Genomic DNA, 20,045 nt, shown 5'->3' on the forward strand with positions numbered 1-20,045 from the left:
CTGCCGCCGATCGTGCCGGTGCCGCCGAGGGTCGCGCCGCTCGCGACCGATGTCGGGCCGGTAGCACCCGACTGGTTGCCGTTGATCAGCAGCGTCCCGGCATTGATGTTGGTGGCGCCGCTGTAGCTGTTGGTGCCGGTGAGCGTGGTGATGCCGGTGCCGAGCTTGTTGACCGCGCCGGTGCCGGAGATGACGCCGTCGAAGCTGTAGTTGTTGTTCAGGTTGAAGGCGAGCGTGCCGTTGTTGGTCACGCTCGGTGTCGTCAAGGTACCCGCTGTCGCGCCGCTGCCCACCTGGAGCGTCCCGCCCTGGATCGTCGTGCCGGCGCTGTAACTGTGGTCACCAACAAGCGTCAACGTTCCGGTGCCCTGCTTGTCCAGGCTCTCGAACCCGCTGATGCCCGCGCCCTGGACTGTGCGATTCACCGTGTTGATTACCCGAAGCGTGTCGCCCGCGCCCGTCTCGCCACCGGTGCCGGCGTTGACTGTTCCGGTGAGAACGGCGCCGTCGTTAAGCGTCAGCGTGTCGTTGCCGGCGCCAAGGTTGACCGCTCCCACTCCGGTGTTCAATGTCCCGGTCAGATTGACAGTGTCGCTGCCACCGCCAAGGTCGCCATTGCTGCGCAGCGTGCCGCCATTGGCGATGTTGATCGTGCTTGCCCCTGCGTCGCCGGTGATTGCTACGGGGGTCGCGCCGACCGCCTGCACGGTGCCATTGACGTTCAAGGTCGAGCCGCCATCCATGGCGATGGTCGGCGTTTGCAGGCCGCCATCCACCTGCAATGTGCCGGCATTGATGGTGGTCGCGCCAATGGCGTTGTTAGGCGATGTCAGCACGCTTGTGCCCATACCGATTTGCGCCAGGGTGCCGGGCCCGCTCAGCGTGCCGCTGAAGGTGAAGGTGTCGCTGCGGTTGAGGGACAGGGTGGATGTTGACGAATTGACGATGACATTGCCCACACCGGCATTGCCGGTGGTGCCGCCATTGCCGATCATCAGATTGCCGTCGTTGATGACGGTGTTGCCGGAATAGGTATTGTTGCCGGTGAGGACCCAGGTGCCGCTGTCGTTCTTGGCGAGCGTCGTGGCGCCGGTGCCGTTGTCGCCGATGGCACCGCCCATCGTGTTAAGGCCGGTGTTGGTGCCGCCTAGCGCAATCGTGCGCGTTGCGTTGGTGCCGGTCAGGCTGACCGTCCCGGTACTGGCGAAGACGAGCGCTCCTGTCCCCGAGGACTGGATATAGGTCACGCCGGTATCGAGCGTGAATTGACGGTCGGTGGTATCGCCCGTGCCGACATAGCGCAACGTCGAATCCTTGCCGATCACCAGGTTGCCAGCTGCGTTGGAGGATGCACCGATGCTGCTGGCCATGCCGCCATCGGCTAGTTTGTCGACGATCAGTATGCCGCCGCCGATGGTGGTCGCGCCCGTATAGCTGCTGGCCTGATTGGTCAGGCGCCAGGTGCCGGTGCCGGTCTTGGCGAGCGAGGTGACGCCGGCGACATTGTCGTCCAGCCGCGCGGCCAGGATATTGGTGCCGGTGTTGGTGCCGGTCAGCGTCAGGGTGCGCGCGATGCCGGCTCCGGCCAGGGTTGCCGGGCCGGCGTAGGTAAACTGGATGGCGCCGGTTCCTGATGAATCGAGCGTGCTGCCACCTGCGCCGAGCGTGAACTGACGGTTGGTGCTGCCGCCCGTACCGACATAACGCAGGGTGCCGCCGCTCAGGACTAGATTGGCGGGATCGGACGACGAGGCGCCGATCGAGCTGTTGACGCCCCCATTTGCCAGACAGTCGACCTGCAGCGTGCCGGCATTGATGACCGTGCTGCCGGTATAGCTGCTTGCGCAGCCGGCGAGCGCCTGGATGTTGTTGCCGTTCTTGACCAACCCGCCGCTGCCGCTGATCGCGCCGGCATAGGAGCGGGTATCGACTCCGTTGATCGTCAACGTGGCGCTGCCGAGGCTGATATTGCCGCCATTGGCGCCGCCGCCGATGAGCGACGTCACCGCCGTGTTGAAGCTATTCAAATCCAGCAACACGCCGGCGGTATTGTCCAACGTCATATGCCCCTGCGGGCCAAAGGCATTGGTCGTCCCCGCACGCAGCACGCCGCCGGAAACCTGGGTATTGCCGGTGGACGTATTGGTGCCCGACAGGACGAGGGTGCCGGGTCCATCCTTTCGGAAGGTGCCGGCCCCGATGACATTGCCGGTGAATTGCAACGTGGTGGCGCCGGTGGCCACGCTGATCGCCCCATTCCCTCCCGCCAGCTGGAAGCCGCGATCGGTGGTCACACTGCCGCCGGTGTAGAATAGCGAGGAACCGTTGAAGATTAGATTGGTGGGAGCGCTGCTCGAAGCGCCGATGCCGCTGGCCACGCCGCCGTTGCGAATGCAGTCGGTGCTGATGCTGCCGCCGCCCTGCAGGCTGGTGGCCCCGGTATAGCTGTTGTTGCAGCCGTTGAAGGTCTGGGTGCCGCCACCGGTGCGCAGGATGCCGCCGGTGCCGCTGATCCTGCCCGCATAATTGCCGTTGCCGCCATTGATCTGGAGCGTGGCCGAACCCAGCGTGACATTGCCGCCATCGGCGCCGCCGCCATTCAGGGGGCCGATCGTGTTGTTGAAATTGTTGAGGTCGAGCGAAACACCCGCTGCATTGGCCAGGTTCATGGTCGAGGCGTTGCCGTTAACACCGAACACGTTCGTAGCCCCGGCGCGCAGGACACCTGCGTTGACCGTACTGCCCCCCGTATAGGTATTCGCGCCGGTCAGCACCAACGTACCGGCACCGTTCTTGGTAAGCCGGCCGGTGCCCACTGCAAGACCGCTCACGGTGAGCGTCGTGCCCCCGTTTGCCACATCGACCGTGCCGCCGCCGGTCCCCAGGGTGAAGCCGCGGTTAATGCCGACCGTACCGCCGGTATATTGAAGGCCGCCGCCATCGAGCACGAGGCTGGCGGAAGCGCTGCTGGCCGCGCCAATGCTGCTCGCGACGCCGCCGTTGCTCAGGGTCGTCGCGCCCAGCAGGCCGCCGCTGACGGTGACGACGCCTGTGAAACCATTGGCGGCGTTGGCGAGCGTCAGAGTGCCGGCACCGCTCTTCGTGAAATTGGCGCCGTCTGCGCTGGTGACGAGTCCGCTGAAGGTCAGGTTGGCACCGGCATTGGTTACGTCGACGCCGCTGCCGAGGATCGCGCCCGACTTGCCGAAGGTGAAACCGCGATCGCTGGTATCGCCGGTGCCGGTATAGCGCAGCGTGCTGCCTTCCAGCACAAGATTGGACGAAGCCGCCGAGGATGCGCCGATGCTGCTCGCCGCGCCGCCATTGCCGATGCTGGTCACCGCCAGCGTGCCCTGCACGACGCGGGTGGCGCCGGTGTAGCTGTTGGCGGTGTTGGTAAGCGTGACCAGTCCCGTGCCCGCCTTGGTGAACCCCATGCCCGGACCGTTGTCGACGATCTGCGAGGCGATGGTGAAGTTGCCGGTACTGTTCTGCTGGATCCCCAGCACGCCGCCATTGGCGCCGGTCATCTTTCCGCCGGTGATCAACTGGTTGTTGCCCAGCACCGTCGGCGCGACAATGATCGTGCCGTCCACGCCCAGCGTCTCGCCGGCATTGACCGTCACAGTGGTGGAGACCGGCTGAGTATAGCGCAGCCCGCCGAGCTGCTTGGTCCCGGTCACCGTACCGGAAAAGCCGGCCACATCGGTGATGAACTCATTGTCCAGCCAGTTGGCGGCGTTGTCCTTGTCGGTGTAGTCGGCGTCAGTGAAGGCAAGGATGTTGCCGCCGACGACCTTGGCATAGTCGGTGCCGTTGACCGTCGCCCAGCCGCCGAGCGAGGTGCTGGTCGTCCTGATGTTGCCGCTGGTCGGCAGGTTGAAGTTCATCAGCCCGCCGGTACGGGTGATGGCGCCCAGATTGATGGTCAAACTGCCGCCCGACCCCGACGTGGCGTTGACCGTGTTGTTGCCGGCGGTGATCGTCAGGCCGTCGAAGGTCTGCGTGTCATTCTCGTTGTCGGCGCCGGTCACGTTCAGCGTGCCGCCGGTCATGACCAGGCTGGAATCGCTGCCGACGATATTGCTCGTCGGGCCGCCGGCCGGGCTGAAGTCGAGCGCAAGCGTGCCCCCGCCTATGGTCGTGTCGCCGGTATAGGTGCTGGCGCCGGTCAGCGTCTGGATGCTGTTGCCTAGTTTGGTGAGCCCGCCGCTGCCGGCGATGCTGCCGGCGAAGGTCGCGCTGGTCCCGGTCGCCGCGTTCAGCGTCAGCTGGGCGCTGCCCAGGTCGAGCGTGCCGCCGGTGCCATTCAGCGTCGTCAGCGTCTGGCCGAAGCCATTAAGGTCGAGCGTGCCGCCATTGACCACGAACTGGCTCGAACCGGCGAACGCGCCAGCGGAGCCGGCCCGCAACACGCCGCTATCGACGATGGTCTGGCCGGTATAGGTGTTCGTACCGGAAACGACCCAGGTGCCGGCCCCGGCGCCATGCAGGTTGCCGGCGCCCGAAATCACCCCCGAAAACATATTGTCGGCGCCAGCGAAACTGCCGCCCAGCGTACCCATGCCGCTGAGGCTCATGGTTCCGCTCAGCGCCAGTGCGCCGCTGCCGTCATTGTCGAGCGTGCCGCCGCCGCTGAGCACCCAGTTGCGGTTGGTGCTGGCGCCCGCCCCGGTATAGCTCAGGGTGCCGCCGCTTATGCCTGTTGTGCTCCCCGCTCCCAGCGAGCTGGCGACGCCGGCATTCGCAATGGTGCCTGCCTTCACGATTCCCGCGCCTGATACACCGGAATTGCCGGTGAACGTGTTGGCACCACCAAGCGTCAGGGCCTGCCCGGCATTCGCGATAAAGGTGGCGCTACCGCCGCTGATGACGCCAAGCAGCTCCAGGTCGGCGGTCGCCGCAGTGAAAGAAGGCACTTGGGCGAGACCGCTATTGCCCACCGAGATGGAGCCGGTCAGCGTCAGGGTGCCGGTGCCGCTGTTGCCGAGGCCCGTGCCGCGATAGCCGTTGGAGTACAAGCTCCAATTGCGGTTCGACACATCGCCATCGCCGACATAGGTGGCAGTGCGCGTGCCGGCGGTTCCGCTCGGATTGGATATGCTGATGGTGCCGGCCGCGACCGTGGTGGGCGCCCCAAGCGAACTCGCCTCGCCCAGGTTGCCGATCGAGGTGAAGGTGGAGCTGCCAGCGCCAACGAAGCTGGTTGCACCGGTGTAGTTATTGGTGTCGTCGGTCAGGTTCACCCCTGGGTTGACGGAAAGACCGCCCGTACCGGTGAAATGGGCACCACCGATACCGGCCCCGGAAATGCCGACATTCCCCGTCCCGCTGAGCGTGACGGTGCGCCCGGTCAGGCTGCCGCCGGCCGTGCCGATGTTCAGCGAACCGCCCGAGATGGTGATGTTGTTGCCGACATCGCCCAAGGCGGCGGCACCGCTCGCGGTTAACGTACCGTTGACGTTGATCTCGCCCATGAAGCTGTTGATGCCGGTCAGCGAGAGCGCGCCGCCGGTGACCACGGGGCTGCTGCCGAAGCTGTTGTTGCCTGTGAGGGACAAGATGCCGGCGCTTACGGTGAGGCCGCCATTGAAGCTGTTGTTGCCGGACAACGTCAGCGTCCCGCCACCGGCCTTGATCACCCTGCCTGTGCCGTCAATCGTCGATGCGATCGTGGAGCCCCCGGTCGTGACCGTGAGCGTGGGGTCGACTCCGCCGAGAGTCAGCGTACCGCCGGTGACGGAATAGCCATTGACCTCGAACGTCATGCTGTGGACGGTGGTCGGTGCGCCGAGCGTGACGATGCCCGCCGTGCCGCCAAAAAAGGCGTCGTCGAGCGCCCCGTTGTTCCAGGCATTATAAGGGCCGCTCACACCGTCATTGCTGGCGCTCCAGACCGAATCGGTCAGATTCCAGATGCCCGTGCCACCGCGGTTCAGCGATGTGTTGTTGACGTCCCAGTAGAGGTTGGCTGCCGGAGCGGTTGTCGTGGCAAGCCCTGTGAGCAGTGCCAGCGCTGGCAGCCTGCCCGGTACTCCATGGGTGACGCATGCGAAGAACCCGACCGCCTGGGGGGCGTAGCTGACCGCTTGTCCTTGCCATTTCGTCATGCGTCCGCCGCGACTGCTTGCGGGCAACAAGATTGTACAGTTCGATCCTGCCGCATGTTTCCCTCGCACCGTATCTAGGCGCGATGGTCACCGGAAAAGTCATGGAAACCGATATTTTACGCCCCAGGCTATCTACGGCGAAGCCCAGCCACAACGGAACGTAACTTACGGTATCGAACATCGGGAACGGCGCCTCGCATGAGGCATCAGTCCCGCATCAGGCCTGCCTTCTTGATGGAGCCGAGGAACGTTTCGGCATCATTGGAATTGCCGAACCGGAACAACGTCTCTTGTCGAATATTTGCGACCAGTCCGGGCTCATGGAGCATGAGCCACGAACGCTCGCGCTCGGCGTCCGCCGTGTAGCCTCCCTCGGCAAGGATCGCGGCGGCGATCGAATGATAGAGCGCATTGTCGGGAACATTCGCCTTTTTGATCCACATGACCGCCTGCTCGATGTCGTGACTGAAATAAGCGCAGAGAGCCAACCCCGCCTCGTAATAGGCGAGCGGCCCCGGATTGCGATTTCGTGCCTCCGCGACCAACGGGCACCCTTCTTTCCAATTTCCGGACAGCGCCAGCCGATACCCGTACTCACCTACGAATACAGTGTCGTTCGGATTGATGGCCATGCCACGGCGCCCCACTCTGATGGCCGCGTCAATTTCCCCCTTGAAATAGAGAGCAATCATCTGCGCCTGAAGGGCCCGGACGTTGGTCGACTCCAGTTGCACGGCGCGATCCGCCGCAGCAAGGGCGCGATCGATCAGCGGTGCCGATTTCTGGGATTCGAACGGATAGTAGAACCGGACTTCATCAATGTAGATCAGCGATAGAAGCGCCCAGGCGGTTGCATATCCGGGAAATCGCTCCACGGCCCTTTCGAGACAGGAACGGACAACGGGACGGGTCTCAGGATTGAAGCCGGCTCGATACGAATAATAGGAAAGCGTGCAGAAATAGGCAGCCTGATCGTCGGGAGCACCGGGAACGGCGCGCTTGGCATCTGCCTCGAACAGCGCGCCATATGGCTGTGCCAGGTTCGTGGCGACATCGGCGGCGATATCGGCCTGGACCTTCAGAAGTTCGGGCACGGTTGTCGCGCCGTCGTAACTGTGCGCCCAGAGCACCGATCCGTCCCCACGGTTGAGCATGCGAACTCGAACCCGAAAGCTCCCGGCGGACATATCCACACTTCCTGCGAGCGCGTACCGTATGTCGGATCCCACTTGGCCGAGAGGCTGGACCACGACAATGTCACTGAATTTGGAGAGCTGGCTTATGACCTCCTGCGTAAGCCCACGGGCCAGAGCCGTGGTTGCGCTCGACCCGTTCATGTCGTCAAACCACTCAACCAGCAAATGTGGGGTTTCCGGCTCGCTTGGAGAAAGCCGGGAAGAACCGAACCACAAGACGAGCACCGTGGCAGCAGCAACCAGCACGGCCACCGCTGCGATGAGTCGAGGCTTGCCCGGTCGGCGCGGCGGCTGCGGGGGCTCGCGTATAATGGCGGGCGTATGTTCTTCTGCGGAGGCAGCTACGGTGTCGCGCGATGAGAACGCGGCAACATATCCTCCCTTTGGAAGGCTGATGAGAATGGGATCGGCCAGTCCAGCCGTCAGGTAATACCGTTCAAGCGACCTGCGAAGGTGGCTGGCCGTAATGCGCACGATCGGGTCAGTCTGCGGGTCGAACGAAGGGTCCCGGTCGAACACCTCTACGGCTATTGAATAGGCCTTGATGCGATCGCTCCGCCCAGCCAAGGTTTCGTCCACGACATAGCTGAGGAACCGACGCTCGCGATCGGTTGCCTGAAAGTCCGCGCTGCTCAAAATACTCGCCAGCTGGGCTCTGCAGTCTTCGGTGGAGAAATCTATCCGTCCATGTGCGTTCAATTTCGCGCCAATCTATCCCTCATCCACCTTCATACCAACGGCGCCGAGTCGTCCGCGCGATGGCGCAGGCGTCTGTTGGTTACATTCCGGCCCGTGTGTCTGCAATGGTGCTTGCGCGTACCCCACCAGCTGTGGGCGGGAACTCGATAGGGAGTCGACGGAAATGGAGGCACGCAGGCCGGCGGCGACATAGCCGGAAACTGGTTTCCCAGTGCCGCTGCATCTGCGGCCCGACCGCCATCGGCCTTTAGCGTCCCGACACCAACGATGGATTCGCCCGTGAACGCCTAGTTCTCGGCGCCACGGCTGATTTTTGCTCGATCGGCGGCGGAACTCCGGCGTTGCCGCCATCGACAGCATGACATAGGCGGGATTCGTGAGCAGAGAACGGTCACGGTCAGCCAGCCGCTAGCCGCCTCCTCGAACTCTCAGCAGCCCACCGCAAGTCAATAAAATCAAGGCGATGCGCGGAGGTTCGCAAAAGGAACTCGGCTAACCGAAGGAAGAAATAGACGCCAAATCATTGATAAATAACGACAATGGTGGGCCCGGAGGGACTCGAACCCCCAACCAAGCGGTTATGAGCCGCCGGCTCTAACCATTGAGCTACAGGCCCCACGCGAGCTGGCTTAGTGTTTTTCGTTCGTCCGCACAAGGCTTTCGAAAACTCTGGCGGGAACCGTCAAAATCAGCCCATATTCGCTGCGTAGAGCGGCTTGCGCCCATAAGGCGCGTGAACAGGTCCAGGCCATGCACCGCACTGCAGGGAATCGGCGCCTTTGCGGGGTCGCACGGGCGGCGGACAGCAGACTTCGAGGAGTTTTCATGACCAGACATCTTTTGCCCATCGCGCTCGCTGCCGCGGTCGCGTTCCCGGCGCTGGCAAGCGCCGCCGACACCCAGCCCCCGCCCCGCATCATCGTGTCCGGTGAAGGCGAAGCGACGGTGGCGCCTGACATGGCGATCCTTTCGCTCAGCGTCATGCGCGAGGCCAAGAGCGCGCGCGAAGCGCTCGATGCCAACAACGACGCCATGGCGGCGGTGATCGCGGCGATGAAATCCGCAGGCATTGCCGACCGCGACCTGCAGACCGCCGGCATCCAGATCAACCCGCGCTACAATTACACCAACAAGGCCGACGGCAGCCAGGAAGCCCAACTCGTCGCCTATCAGGTGACCAACACGCTGTCGGTGCGCGTGCGCAACGTCGACAAGACGGGCGAGATTCTCGATAAGGCGGTGTCGCTCGGCGTCAACCAGGGTGGCGGCATCACCTTCACCAATGACGATCCGAAGGCGACGATCACCGAGGCGCGCAAGAAGGCCGTCGCCGACGCGATGGCCAAGGCAAAGACGCTCGCTGAAGCGGCCGGCGTCAGCCTGGGCAAGGTGCTCGAGATCACCGACCAGAATGTCGCGCCGGTGCCGATGCCGATGGCGGCCAAGTCGTTCGATGCGGCCCGTTCGGCCGTGCCGGTGCAGGCGGGCGAGAATTCCTACAACGTCCAGGTCACGGTCACCTTCGAGCTGAAATGACGCCCGGCCTAGTCGCGGGCATGCCGTTAACAAAAAGCCCCGGAGGAATCATCCTCCGGGGCTTTTTGAGCCGCGCCTCATTTGGGGGGCCCCGCTACTCGAGATTGATCTTCGCAGGAGATCATATCTGATAGCTGATCCTCGCAAGGATCATGCTTTCGGGCGATCCTCGCAGAGGATCTTCCTTTTCAGCTCCAGTCTCAACGATAGATGATCGGGCAGCCGCGCTCGTTGGCGAACACCACCACGACACGGTCGCCATACTGGCGGCCGGCCACCTTCACGGTACGGCGGCTGATGTCGACGATGCGCGCGCGATGCAGGCCCATGCGCTCGGCCTTGTCGAGGGCGCGGTCCGGCGAGCAGCCGCGCCAGTCGCGGTCGCGGTCACGGCGCCAGTCGCGGCGATAGCCGTCATCGTCGCCGGTGTAGATGCCGAAACGCGGGTCGTGCCTGTCCCCGAAACCGAGATAGAGGCTGTCCGCATGCGCCGGAATGGCGGCCAAAGTGCCAAGCCCGACAAGGGCCGAAAGGGCTGCCGTCTTGATCGTGTTGAACATCGTCTTCTCTCCTTGTTGTGGGCTTTCGCCCGTAGAACCGATGATTGGAAAATGCCTTTTTGTGTCTGAATTTTCTGCGAACCGACCATTCATGTCCGGTTCATGTAGCGCGAACCCGCCAAGGTTCCCCGCTCGCAGTGCTTAAACACGAACCCCACGATGGTTCGTCCTTAAACGCGGACCCTTCAACGTTCGTCATCAATATGCGTTGCGAACCGGTTACGGTTCGTCATCCAGACGCGAACCCATTAGGGCTCGTCGTCAAAACGCGAACCCACGTTCGTCGTAAAAACGCGAACCCGCAGGGTTCGTCGCTCGTCCTAAAAACGCGACCCCGTCAGGGTTCGTCACCCAGATGCGAACTGGTTACGGTTCGTCATCCAGTAGATAATCGAAATAGTCGTCTGGCTCGGCCAGATCGGTTTCCTTGGCCTTCACACGGCCCTGGACTGAAATCCCGGCATCGTGCACGGTCGCGGCGCTTCCCGAAACAAGCCTGTGCCACCAGTAGAGATCATGGCCCTCGGCGATAAGCCGGTAGGCGCAGGTTTTTGGCAGCCAGGTGATGGTGCGCACATTCTGCGGCGTCAGGCCGACGCAGTCGGGCACCCGCGCCAGGCGGTTGGCATAGTCGGAGCAACGGCAGTTCTGCGCGTCGAACAACCTGCAGCCGACGCTTGTCCAGAATATCTCGCCGGTATCCTCGTCCTCGAGCTTCGACAGGCAGCATTTGCCGCAGCCGTCGCAAAGCGATTCCCATTCGGCCGGGGTCATCGCTTCAAGCGTCTTGGTTTTCCAGAACGGCGCGGTCATTTTGGTGGATTTGGCCCTCCGCGGCCTTCCGGTCAAGCGCTGCTGTGACGCTGACCCCGTATCAACATTAGAAAAACATGAAATTGCCTTTAAAAGGCCGGTTGGGCGTCCTTGGCTGATGCCAATGCCTGACGGAACCAATTGCGGATGATGAAAGTTTGGGCAGGGATGGGACCCCACTAGGAGAAAATTGATATGAAACGCCAACCACGGATTCTGGCGGGCACGGCAATCGGCCTGCTTATGGCATCCGCGCCGTTGGGCGCGTACCCGCTGCAGGGGGGTGTCGCTTCTGGCAGCCTGCACGGCGCGCCACTCATTCTCGCGCAGGCCGCCTGCGCCGAAGGCCAGTCGGCCGAGGAATGCGCCCAGGCCGGTGGCGGCCAGCAGGGGGAACAGCCGCGGAAAAGGAAGCGCGAACAGCAGCAGCAAAGCGAATCGGCGCCGGCTGAACAAGCCGCACCCGCCGAGTCCGAGCAACAGCCGCGCAAGAAACGGCATGATCAGCAGCAGACGGACAATGGCCAGTCCGGGGAGGCTGCCCCGGCCGAGCAGCAATTCAAGCCGCGCAAGAAGCGCGACCAACAGCAGCAGATCGAAGCGGCGCCCGCCGATCAGGGCGGCCAGCCCGCGACCGACGAGCAGCCGATCAAGCCGCGCAAGAAGCGCGATCAACAGCAGCAGATCGAGGCGGCGCCCGCCGACCAGGGCGGCCAGCCCGCGACCGACGAGCAGCAGCCGCGCAAGAAGAAGCGCAATCAGCAGCAGATCGAAGCAGCGCCGGCCGACCAGCAGCCCGCGCAACAGGTCGCACCTGCCGCCGGTAACCAGCAGCAGAACGACCAGCAGCAAGGCAACCAGGGTCGCAAGAAGCGCAAGCACGATCAGCAGCAGAGCGAGCCGGCCGGTCAGACCGGCGAGCAGGTGGCGCCGACCGAACAGACCGCTCCCGCCAACGACAACCAGCAAGGCGGCAACCAGGGGCGCAAGAAGCACCGGCAGAACCAGCAGAACGAGGCCGCTCCGGCGGGCGAACCCATGCCACAGGCCGAGCCACTGCAAAACGGCGAGCAGCCGGTCCAGGGCGAACAGACCCAGGACAAGAAGAAGCGCGGCAAGAAACCGGCTGCCGAACAGCCGGCAAACGGTGAACAGCCCGCTACCGGTGAGCAACCTGCCAACGGCGAGCAGACAAAGACTGGCCGCCAGCCCGCCACCGGCGAGCAGCAACCCGGGACCGGCGAACAGCCGGCGAACAACAACCAGCCTGCCAATGGCGGCAACGCCGCGCAGGGCGAAACCGCCAATCCGAACGAGGCACCTGTCCTGGACAGCCAGAAAGATGCCGTGCGCAAGCACCGGGGTCGCAACGATAACGGCCAGAACGGTGGTGCCCAGAACGACAACGGTCAGGCCGGCAATGGCCAGAAGACCAATCAGGCCGGACAGCGGCAGGGTGGCGAGCAGGCGCAGAGGCCGGCTCCGGTCGATCAAGGCCCGCCGCCCACCGACGACAAGTCGGCGCAGCAGGCGATCAAGCCCGAGAAGCTCGTCCCTGTGGATGAGGAGAAGGGCAAGCGGATCGACCGCACGCCCGAAGACTTTGCCCGTGACCGCCGGCGGCCAAAGGGCACCGACGTCGTGAAGCAGTTCGGCGACCGCGTCATCCTCCAGTTCAACAACCAGACATTCGTGGAAAGCAACGAGGCGCCCCGCATCACCCGCGGCGCCAAGGACGTCTACTACGAGGACCTGTCGGGCGGGCGCACCCGCGAGACGGTCGAACGCGGCAACGGCGTCCGCGTCGTCACCATCCGCAACCGTTATGGCGATGTCATCCAGCGATCGCGCGTCATGCCGGATGGCCGTGAATATGTGCTGAGCTATGTCGATGAGCGGCAGTACCAGGATGACGGCGACTGGCGCGATCCCGGCGACGACCTGCCGCCGATGCGGCTCACCATCCCGCGGCGGGATTACATCCTCGATTCCGAGGATGTAGAGAGCGACGACGACTACTACACCTTCCTCGAGCAGCCGCCGGTGGAAAAGGTGCAGCGTCTCTACTCGATCGACGAGGTCAAGCGCTCGGCCCGCGTGCGCGACATTGCACGGCGTATCGATCTCGACACGCTGAACTTCGACTTCGGCTCGGCCACCATTTCCGACACCGAGGTGCAGAAGCTTGATGGCGTCGCCAACGCTATCGAAAAACTGCTGCAGAAGAACCCGGCCGAGACCTTCCTGATCGAAGGCCACACCGACGCCGTCGGCACGCCCGACGCGAACCTCGCTCTGTCGGACCGTCGCGCCGAGGCGGTCGCCGAGGCGCTCACCAACGCCTTCGGCATTCCGGCCGAGAACCTCACCACGCAGGGTTATGGCGAGGAGTATCTCAAGGTGAACACGCCCGGCCCGAACCGCGAGAACCGGCGTGTCGCTATCCGCCGCATCACCTCGCTGGTGGCGCCGGTGGCGAGCAACAGCGACCAGCAATGAGCGTGTGATTTCAAGATCCTGTCCGGATTTTCGGAATCAGCGCGCAAGATGAAGGCCCGTCCCGTCCGGACGGGCCTTTCTTCTTGCCGGCTCAAGAAGATTTGTCCTGCCGATTAGCGACTGCTCATTGAATCGCCGCATTGCGACACCCAGATTCTGTGCAGGGCGTTCCCTGCCCTGTCCCGACTCCAGCGGGACACACTGAGCCCCGTCGGGTCCCCTCCCCGGCGGGGTTTTTGTCTTGAAAACCGGCCCTGTCTGGCCGAAATACCCTCTATCGCAATTTGAACGGAAGCCTTCATGAAGCGTCTCGAACTCGCCATCGAATCCGTCATCCTGGCCTCGCGCTGGCTGCTGGTGGTCTTCTATCTGGGGCTCGGCGTGGCGCTGGCGATCTACGCGCTTTCTTTCGGCAAGAAGCTTTATGAGTTCGTGATGAGCGCCTTCACGATCGGCGACACCGACACGATCCTGAAGATGTTGGGCTTGATCGACGCCGCGCTTGTCGCCTCGCTGGTGGTGATGGTGATCATCTCGGGTTACGAGAACTTCGTCAGCCGCTTCGACGAGCAGGACGGCGAGGTCCATTGGCTGGGCACGATCGATGTCGGCTCGCTGAAGGTCAAGGTCGCCTCGACCATCGTCGCCATCTCCTCCATCCACCTTTTGCAGGTGTTCCTGAATTCCGTGTCCTACACGACCGACCAGCTGATGTGGCTGACCATCATCCATCTCGCCTTCGTCGTTTCGGCGCTGATGCTGGCCTATATCGACCGGGTCATGGCGTTGGCCAAGGGCAAGAAGGCCGCGATGGATCGAGGCGGGCGCTCCGTCAGTAGATCCTTCTGACTTTCGTCTGCGCGTTCGCGAACACCTCGTCGGGGACAAAAAAGTCGCCCGCGAGCTGATCGGCCGCGCCCGGTGCGTAGACCGAAAAGTCCGTGACGCCTTCGGCGCGCAGAACCTCTTCGTCGATGTAGAAATTGCCGGTCGCCTCGCGCGACGGGCGCAGGAAGATCGCGTGCGCCGCATCGGCCATGATGTCGGGCGAGCGGCTCATCGCCGCCACCGTCGCGCCGCCAAGCAGATTGCGCACGGCGGCCGTATCGATGGTCGAGATCGGCCATAGCGAATTGACGGCGATGCCGTCCTTGGCGAATTCGGCGCTCATGCCCAGCGTGCACATCGACATGCCGAACTTGGCCATTGTGTAGGCGACATGGTTCTTGAACCACTTGGCCTTCATGTCGAGCGGCGGCGCCAGATTCAGGATGTGAGGATTGTTCGCCAACTTAAGGTGGGGAATGCACATTTTGGAGACCAGGAAGGTGCCGCGCGTATTGATCTGGTGCATCAGATCGTAGCGCTTCATGTCGGTCTCCAGCGTGCCGGTGAGCTGGATGGCGCTGGCATTGTTGACGCAGATGTCGATGCCGCCGAACCGCTCGACGGTTCTTGCCACCGCGTCGGCGACCTGGACCTCGTCCCGGATGTCGCAAAGCAGCGGAAGCGCCTTGCCGCCGGCCTGCTCGATCTCTTCGGCTGCCGTGTAGATGGTGCCCGGCAGCTTCGGATGCGGCTCGGCGGTCTTGGCCGCGATCGTCACATTGGCGCCGTCGCGCGCCGCGCGCAGCGCTATCGCCAGCCCGATGCCGCGCGATCCGCCCGAGATGAACAGCGTCTTTCCGTTGAGCGACATCCTTCGCCTCCCTCATCAATTCGGAAGGCAACTTGCGCGGCTGATGGGCACGGCGCAAGAGCCGAAAGGAGGCGAAGCGGTTACGCTGCGTAGCGTAGGAAACCACCCTGGCGCGGAGCGGGTCACTTCAGATTCAGGTCAGGCCGAGTCGAGAATGGTGGGTTCCGAGAACCGGAGCGGAGCGTACTTGGGGTACGTGAGCACCGGAAGCGCAGGAAGCCGCCATTCGCAGGCTGGCCTCACCTGAATCTCAAGTGACCCCTAGACCAGCACCAGCCCCTGCCGCATGGCGATGGCAATCGCGTCGGTGCGGTTGGCGGCGCCGAGCTTGATCAGGATGGCGGCGACATGGAACTTCGCCGTGTGGACGGAAATGTTGAGCCGCCGGGCGATGACCTTGTTCGGCGCGCCTTCGGCGAGCAGCGCCAGCACCTCAGCCTCGCGGGGCGACAAAGCCGGGCGAGGCTGGTTGTCGTCAGGCGTCTCTTCCTCGGCAGGCTCGTCATCGTGGAAATCGCCATGCGCGGCCTCCGACGGCGCCGCCCTGCCGACGCGATAGCCTGAGGCCGCCAACCGCGCTGCGGCGGCGATCAGCAGGCCATCTGCGGAGGCAGGCAGCACGGCCAGCACATTGTCCGTCACCTGCTCGCTGCCCGCACGCCGCGAAAGCAGGACGATTGGGGTGGCCGAACTGACGACCCGGCCTTCCAGGCCGGCCTCATCGGCGATGGCGACATCCGCCATTTGGCCGACGCCGCTTCCAGCCAAGGCCGGCGCCAGATCGTCGCTCGCGGCCAGCGCATCGGCAAGTTGCTCGGCGCGCTGGGCATCGGCGAGCGCGACCAGCACCGTCAGCCGGTGAATTGCCGGCTCCGGTCTCGCGACTGCTTGTGCTGCGCTGTTTGCCATAGACCCTCTCAGCTCAGCGGCTTCTCGCCGATGGTGATCGAGACATCGCGCTCAGCGCCGCCGCTTGAAACACCGAGCGTCACGGTGGTGCCGGCGCTGTCCGGTCCGAGCTTGCGGATAAGCTCGCGCGGACCATGCACCGCCTCGCCGTTCCAGGCGACCACGATATCGCCGACATGCAGGCCGGCGGCCTTGGCCGGGCCGTTGTCGTCGAGGCTCATCACCATGGCGCCTTTGGTGTCGCCATTACGGATCGGATGCAGCCCGGCGCCGAGATAGCCGCGCGCGACATGGCCCTTCTCGCGCAGTGTCGCGACCGCGCGCTCGATCGTCTCATAGGGCATCACCAGCGCCCGCCGGCGCGGTCCGAACAAGAGCATGCCGATCACGCCGCCCTTGGCGTCGAGCACCGGCCCGCCCTCGAAGCGCCCGCCGGTGTTGATGGCGAGGTTGATGCGCCGGTCGATCGTGCCGCCGCGCATCGAGCGCCAGGCCGGCCCGACCTCTCCGACCGTGCCGAACACGGCAAGCGCGGTTCCCTCGCTGCTGCCCGCGGCGATCGCCAGATTGCCTGGGCGCACGGCAGAGGCCTGGGCCAACTGCGGGAGACCGGCGGAAGCGGAAGCCGGCTTCAACAGGGCAACGCCCGTCGAAGGATCGCGTCCGACAAGCTCGGCCTTGACGGCCTCGCCGGAAGCCAGCGTCAATTCGATCTCCTCGCCGGCTTCGACCGCTTCCTCGGCGGTGACGAAGAAACCGTCGCGCCAGTGGAAGGCGCTGGCGGTGCGGTGATGGTGCGTGACGAAACTCGCCACCGCGGGGGCAGCGGTGGCCGCGACGTCGGCGATCGCGTCGGAAAAGGCACTGAGGTTGAAGTCGCTCATAAGACTGTCTCCTGGGTTCGGTGACCCAGATATCGCTCGGTAGCGCAGCCTCGGGTACTCGCCTGACGGCTAGTCGCCGGCCGGACTGGCCATCTGGTCAGGTCGCGGCAATTGCGGCCGCTCCGCACATATAGTCATCATTGTACGAGGGAACACGCCCATGGCTTTCGCAGCCGAAAAACTTCCACCCGATGACACTTTGCTCGACGCTTACTCGGTATCCATCGCCGATGCCGTCGACCGCATCGGTCCGGCCGTGTGCCGCATCGAGCGCATCGGCGCCGGCGGCCACGGTTCGGGCTTCGTCATCGCGCAGGACGGACTGGTCGTCACCAACTTCCATGTCGTCGGCGACGCGCGCGCCGTGCGCGTCACCATGCCGGACGGCGCCGCGCGCGAAGGCCATGTGCTCGGCCGCGATCCCGACACCGACATCGCGCTGGTGCGCGCCGACGGCAGTTTCGCCGACGTCGCGCCGCTGGGCGATTCCAAACGCCTGCGCCGCGGCCAGATCGCCATCGCCATCGGCAATCCGCTCGGTTTCGAATGGACAGTCACCGCCGGCGTCGTCTCGGCGCTCGGCCGCTCGATGCGCGCCTCGACCGGGCGGCTGATCGACGACGTCATCCAGACGGATGCCGCGCTCAATCCCGGCAATTCGGGCGGACCGCTGGTGTCGTCGGCGGGCGAGGTGATCGGCGTCAACACCGCCATGATCCACGGCGCGCAGGGCATCGCCTTCGCGGTCGCCTCCAACACCGCCAATTTCGTCATCTCGGAAATCATCCGCTTCGGCCGTGTGCGCCGCGCCTTAATCGGCGTTTCCGCCGACACGACCAATCTGCCGCGCCGGGCGGCACTCTTGTCGCAAGTGACCACGAACACGGCGGTGCGCCTGCGCGGCGTCGAGAAGAACGGCCCGGCGGCCAATGCCGGCCTGAAGGAAGGCGACATCATCGCGGCAATAGACGGCCGGCCGGTCACCGGCGTCGACGACCTCGTGCGCATGCTCGACGCCGAGCGCATCGGCCGCGAGACGCTTTGCACCGTCGTGCGCCGCACCGGCGTCAGCCAGGTGACGGTGATGCCGGTGGCGCGGACGAACTGAGAGCCGTCGGGCGGCCTAGCCCCCGGCCGCGCCCTCGGCGTAATGCGCCAGGAACTCCTCGCTTGGCGGGATCGGCTTGATCACGTCGATCAGCACGCCGTTGGGGTCCCTGGTGATGAAGTGGCGCTGGCCGAAGGGCTCGTCGCGCAAGCTGCGCAGGATCGGCAGGCCTGCGGCGACGACGCGCTCATAGACGGCGTCGGGATCCCGGACCTCGAAATTGATCAGCAGGCCGGACGCGCGCCCCCGTCCCTCTTGCGGGATCGTCTCATGGTCGCCCTGGACGATGCCAAGGTTGACGCGCCGGTCCTCGACCGACTGCAGGTGCACATACCAGTCGCTCTCGAAGAGCGGGGTGAAGCGGAAATGCTCGACGTAAAAGGCCGCCGTCCCGGTGACATCGCCCGTCATCAGCACCGGATAATAGCTGGTCGTCTTCATCTTTCCTTCTCCTCACATCCAACATACAGTTTGTATGTAAGTTCAAATAACATACAGGCTGCATGTATGCAACAAGAGTCCGTACGCCGCTCCAACCGCGACCGCACCGAGGCGACGCGCGCCGATCTGATCCGCGCGGCGCGAAAACTGTTTACGGAAAAATCCTATGCCGAGACCGGCACGCCGGAGATCGTCGCCGAGGCCGGCGTGACGCGCGGCGCGCTCTACCATCACTTCGCCGACAAGCAGGCGCTGTTCGCGGCGATCGTCGAGCAGGAGGCCGCGTCCGTGGCGGCGGAGATCGACCATGCCTCCCCGCCCTCGCTTTCCGCGCGCGATGCGCTGATCGCCGGATCAGATGCCTATCTCAAGGCGATGCGCGCGCCCGGCCGCACGCGGCTTCTGCTGCTCGACGGGCCGGCCGTGCTCGGGCGCGCCGCCATGGACGAGATCGACAACCGCCACGGCAACCGCTCGCTGCGCGAAGGTTTGGCGGCTGCGATGCGCGCGCAAGCGATGACCAGATTGCCTCTTGAGGCGCTGACCGCCCTGCTGGCGGCCGCCTTCGATCGGGCGGCTTTGGCCATTGAGGCGGGCGCGTCCGGCGCGGATTACCGCGCGGTGCTGATCGCGCTCATGGACGGCTTGTCTCCGGCCGTTCCTCCGTCCACACGCCCGGCTCCATCTCGTTGAAGCAGCCGAGCTGCCGCTTGAACTCGTCGATCAGCCAGGATGCCGCCGGCTTGGGGCTGCGGTCGACGCGGTGCATGGCATAGAGCGGCGAGCGTACCTCGCGATAGGGCTCGAGATCGAGTTCGACCAACCGGCCGCTGGCAAGGTCATCGGCGATCAGCCAGCGCGGCAGGCCACCCCAGCCAAGGCCTTCGCGCATCAAGGCATGCTTGGTGCGCACATCCGTCAGCCGCCACGTCCGATAGGCAAACACGCCATAGTCGCGCCCGCGTGTCCGCTCCGACTGGTCGGTGACGACGAGCTGGATATGCTCGCGCAGATCCTCGACGGCGACGGGCCTGGGCAGCTTCGCCAGCGGATGGTCGGGCGCCGCCGCCGGCACCATCGAGGTGAAGCCGACGCGCAGCAGATTGACCTCGGCATCGCCTTGCAGGCCGCCAAAGCCAAGATCAGACTGGCCATTGACGACCTGGTCGACGATCAGGCCGAGCGAGCCGATATAAAGCCGCAGCATCACCGCCGGGAACTGCGCCTCGAAGGCCTTGAGCACGCGCACCAGCGCCGGTGAAGGCAGCGCCACGTCGACCGATATTGCAACTTCCGCTTCCAGCCCTTGCCGGTAACCGTCGGCGCGCGAGCGGATGCGCTGCAGGACGCCGATCATGCGCCGCGCGTCCTCCAGCATCGCCTTGCCGACATCGGTCAGTTGCGGCTCGCGCACGCCTTCGCGCTCGAACAGTTTCAAGCCGAGCTGCGCTTCGAGATTGGCGATGCCGTAGCTCACCACCGACTGCGCCCGGTTGAGCTTGCGCCCCGCGGCCGAGAAGCTGCCGGTGTCGGCTACTGCCACCAGGATCTGGAGCTGATCCAATGTCGGGTTCGGCTGCATGGCTAGGCC

14 protein-coding genes and 1 tRNA gene are annotated in these 20,045 nt (G+C 64.5%); 5 read left to right on the forward strand and 10 right to left on the reverse strand.

Going from position 1 to position 20,045, the window contains the following annotated elements; translation table 11 throughout:
• The 3 genes from FJW07_RS23990 to FJW07_RS24000 form a co-directional block, all read right to left on the reverse strand.
• The coding region (locus tag FJW07_RS23990; RefSeq protein ID WP_210239908.1) for an autotransporter-associated beta strand repeat-containing protein at window positions 1–6,110 on the reverse strand (6,110 nt) is incomplete at its 3' end.
• Between the two features lie 206 nt (window positions 6,111–6,316).
• Window positions 6,317–7,942 (reverse strand): hypothetical protein, encoded by a 1,626-nt coding sequence (locus tag FJW07_RS23995; protein WP_246680856.1) that lies wholly within the window; start codon window positions 7,940–7,942, stop codon window positions 6,317–6,319.
• Window positions 7,943–8,545: 603 nt separating this feature from the next.
• A tRNA-Ile gene (locus FJW07_RS24000) sits at window positions 8,546–8,621 on the reverse strand.
• A gap of 209 nt (window positions 8,622–8,830) precedes the next feature.
• On the opposite strand from FJW07_RS24000, the gene FJW07_RS24005 reads away from it, so the two are divergent.
• Window positions 8,831–9,541 carry an SIMPL domain-containing protein gene (locus tag FJW07_RS24005; RefSeq protein ID WP_140640624.1) on the forward strand — a complete coding sequence of 237 codons (711 nt, stop codon included), beginning with the start codon at window positions 8,831–8,833 and terminating at the stop codon, window positions 9,539–9,541.
• A gap of 200 nt (window positions 9,542–9,741) precedes the next feature.
• Here the strand turns inward: FJW07_RS24005 and FJW07_RS24010 are convergent, their stop codons facing one another.
• Together FJW07_RS24010 and FJW07_RS24015 are read right to left on the reverse strand one after the other, a co-directional pair.
• Complete coding sequence (locus FJW07_RS24010) at window positions 9,742–10,101, reverse strand: hypothetical protein (protein WP_140640626.1); 360 nt, start codon at window positions 10,099–10,101, stop codon at window positions 9,742–9,744.
• Between the two features lie 366 nt (window positions 10,102–10,467).
• The gene (locus FJW07_RS24015; protein WP_140859026.1) at window positions 10,468–10,914 is read right to left on the reverse strand and encodes a YcgN family cysteine cluster protein; all 447 of its coding nucleotides are present in this window, start codon (window positions 10,912–10,914) and stop codon (window positions 10,468–10,470) included.
• A gap of 243 nt (window positions 10,915–11,157) precedes the next feature.
• On the opposite strand from FJW07_RS24015, the gene FJW07_RS24020 reads away from it, so the two are divergent.
• Complete coding sequence (locus FJW07_RS24020; RefSeq protein ID WP_348640188.1) at window positions 11,158–13,413, forward strand: OmpA family protein; 2,256 nt, start codon at window positions 11,158–11,160, stop codon at window positions 13,411–13,413.
• A gap of 300 nt (window positions 13,414–13,713) precedes the next feature.
• Window positions 13,714–14,262: a TIGR00645 family protein gene (locus FJW07_RS24025; protein WP_140859028.1), complete on the forward strand. Its 549-nt coding sequence runs from the start codon at window positions 13,714–13,716 to the stop codon at window positions 14,260–14,262.
• On the opposite strand, the gene FJW07_RS24030 is transcribed toward FJW07_RS24025, so the two are convergent.
• From FJW07_RS24030 to FJW07_RS24040, 3 genes are all read right to left on the reverse strand, one after another.
• Window positions 14,246–15,112, reverse strand: coding sequence for an NAD(P)-dependent oxidoreductase (locus FJW07_RS24030; RefSeq protein WP_140859029.1), 867 nt, complete (start codon window positions 15,110–15,112; stop codon window positions 14,246–14,248). The two genes, FJW07_RS24025 and FJW07_RS24030, sit on opposite strands and share 17 nt — an antisense overlap.
• A 261-nt stretch (window positions 15,113–15,373) precedes the next feature.
• A complete protein-coding gene (locus FJW07_RS24035; protein ID WP_140859030.1) occupies window positions 15,374–16,021 on the reverse strand; it encodes a helix-turn-helix transcriptional regulator in 648 nt (215 codons plus the stop codon).
• Window positions 16,022–16,029: 8 nt separating this feature from the next.
• Window positions 16,030–16,905 carry a S1C family serine protease gene (locus FJW07_RS24040; RefSeq protein WP_140859031.1) on the reverse strand — a complete coding sequence of 292 codons (876 nt, stop codon included), beginning with the start codon at window positions 16,903–16,905 and terminating at the stop codon, window positions 16,030–16,032.
• Between the two features lie 160 nt (window positions 16,906–17,065).
• Here FJW07_RS24040 and FJW07_RS24045 point away from each other — a divergent pair, with 160 nt between their 5' ends.
• Window positions 17,066–18,013, forward strand: coding sequence for a trypsin-like peptidase domain-containing protein (locus tag FJW07_RS24045; protein ID WP_140859032.1), 948 nt, complete (start codon window positions 17,066–17,068; stop codon window positions 18,011–18,013).
• A gap of 15 nt (window positions 18,014–18,028) precedes the next feature.
• On the opposite strand, the gene FJW07_RS24050 is transcribed toward FJW07_RS24045, so the two are convergent.
• On the reverse strand, window positions 18,029–18,454 hold the full coding sequence (locus FJW07_RS24050) for a VOC family protein (RefSeq protein ID WP_140859033.1): 426 nt from the start codon (window positions 18,452–18,454) through the stop codon (window positions 18,029–18,031).
• Window positions 18,455–18,520: 66 nt separating this feature from the next.
• On the opposite strand from FJW07_RS24050, the gene FJW07_RS24055 reads away from it, so the two are divergent.
• Window positions 18,521–19,147 (forward strand): TetR/AcrR family transcriptional regulator, encoded by a 627-nt coding sequence (locus FJW07_RS24055; RefSeq protein WP_140859034.1) that lies wholly within the window; start codon window positions 18,521–18,523, stop codon window positions 19,145–19,147.
• Here FJW07_RS24055 and FJW07_RS24060 read toward each other — a convergent pair.
• Window positions 19,089–20,036 carry a LysR family transcriptional regulator gene (locus tag FJW07_RS24060; RefSeq protein ID WP_140859035.1) on the reverse strand — a complete coding sequence of 316 codons (948 nt, stop codon included), beginning with the start codon at window positions 20,034–20,036 and terminating at the stop codon, window positions 19,089–19,091. The two genes, FJW07_RS24055 and FJW07_RS24060, sit on opposite strands and share 59 nt — an antisense overlap.
• Window positions 20,037–20,045: the final 9 nt, after the last annotated feature.

Source organism: Mesorhizobium sp. B3-1-9 (assembly GCF_006439595.1).
Taxonomy (GTDB): Bacteria; Pseudomonadota; Alphaproteobacteria; order Rhizobiales; family Rhizobiaceae; genus Mesorhizobium.

Bases quoted from the DNA above. Each gene is read 5' to 3' on its own strand.
- FJW07_RS24045 (WP_140859032.1), top strand. From the start codon at position 17,066: ATGGCTTTCGCAGCCGAAAAACTTCCACCCGATGACACTTTGCTCGAC.
- FJW07_RS24040 (WP_140859031.1), bottom strand. From the start codon at position 16,905: ATGAGCGACTTCAACCTCAGTGCCTTTTCCGACGCGATCGCCGACGTC.
- FJW07_RS24035 (WP_140859030.1), bottom strand. From the start codon at position 16,021: ATGGCAAACAGCGCAGCACAAGCAGTCGCGAGACCGGAGCCGGCAATT.
- FJW07_RS24020 (WP_348640188.1), top strand. From the start codon at position 11,158: ATGGCATCCGCGCCGTTGGGCGCGTACCCGCTGCAGGGGGGTGTCGCT.
- FJW07_RS24025 (WP_140859028.1), top strand. From the start codon at position 13,714: ATGAAGCGTCTCGAACTCGCCATCGAATCCGTCATCCTGGCCTCGCGC.
- FJW07_RS24015 (WP_140859026.1), bottom strand. From the start codon at position 10,914: ATGACCGCGCCGTTCTGGAAAACCAAGACGCTTGAAGCGATGACCCCG.
- FJW07_RS24030 (WP_140859029.1), bottom strand. From the start codon at position 15,112: ATGTCGCTCAACGGAAAGACGCTGTTCATCTCGGGCGGATCGCGCGGC.
- FJW07_RS24055 (WP_140859034.1), top strand. From the start codon at position 18,521: ATGCAACAAGAGTCCGTACGCCGCTCCAACCGCGACCGCACCGAGGCG.
- FJW07_RS24050 (WP_140859033.1), bottom strand. From the start codon at position 18,454: ATGAAGACGACCAGCTATTATCCGGTGCTGATGACGGGCGATGTCACC.
- FJW07_RS24010 (WP_140640626.1), bottom strand. From the start codon at position 10,101: ATGTTCAACACGATCAAGACGGCAGCCCTTTCGGCCCTTGTCGGGCTT.
- FJW07_RS24005 (WP_140640624.1), top strand. From the start codon at position 8,831: ATGACCAGACATCTTTTGCCCATCGCGCTCGCTGCCGCGGTCGCGTTC.
- FJW07_RS24060 (WP_140859035.1), bottom strand. From the start codon at position 20,036: ATGCAGCCGAACCCGACATTGGATCAGCTCCAGATCCTGGTGGCAGTA.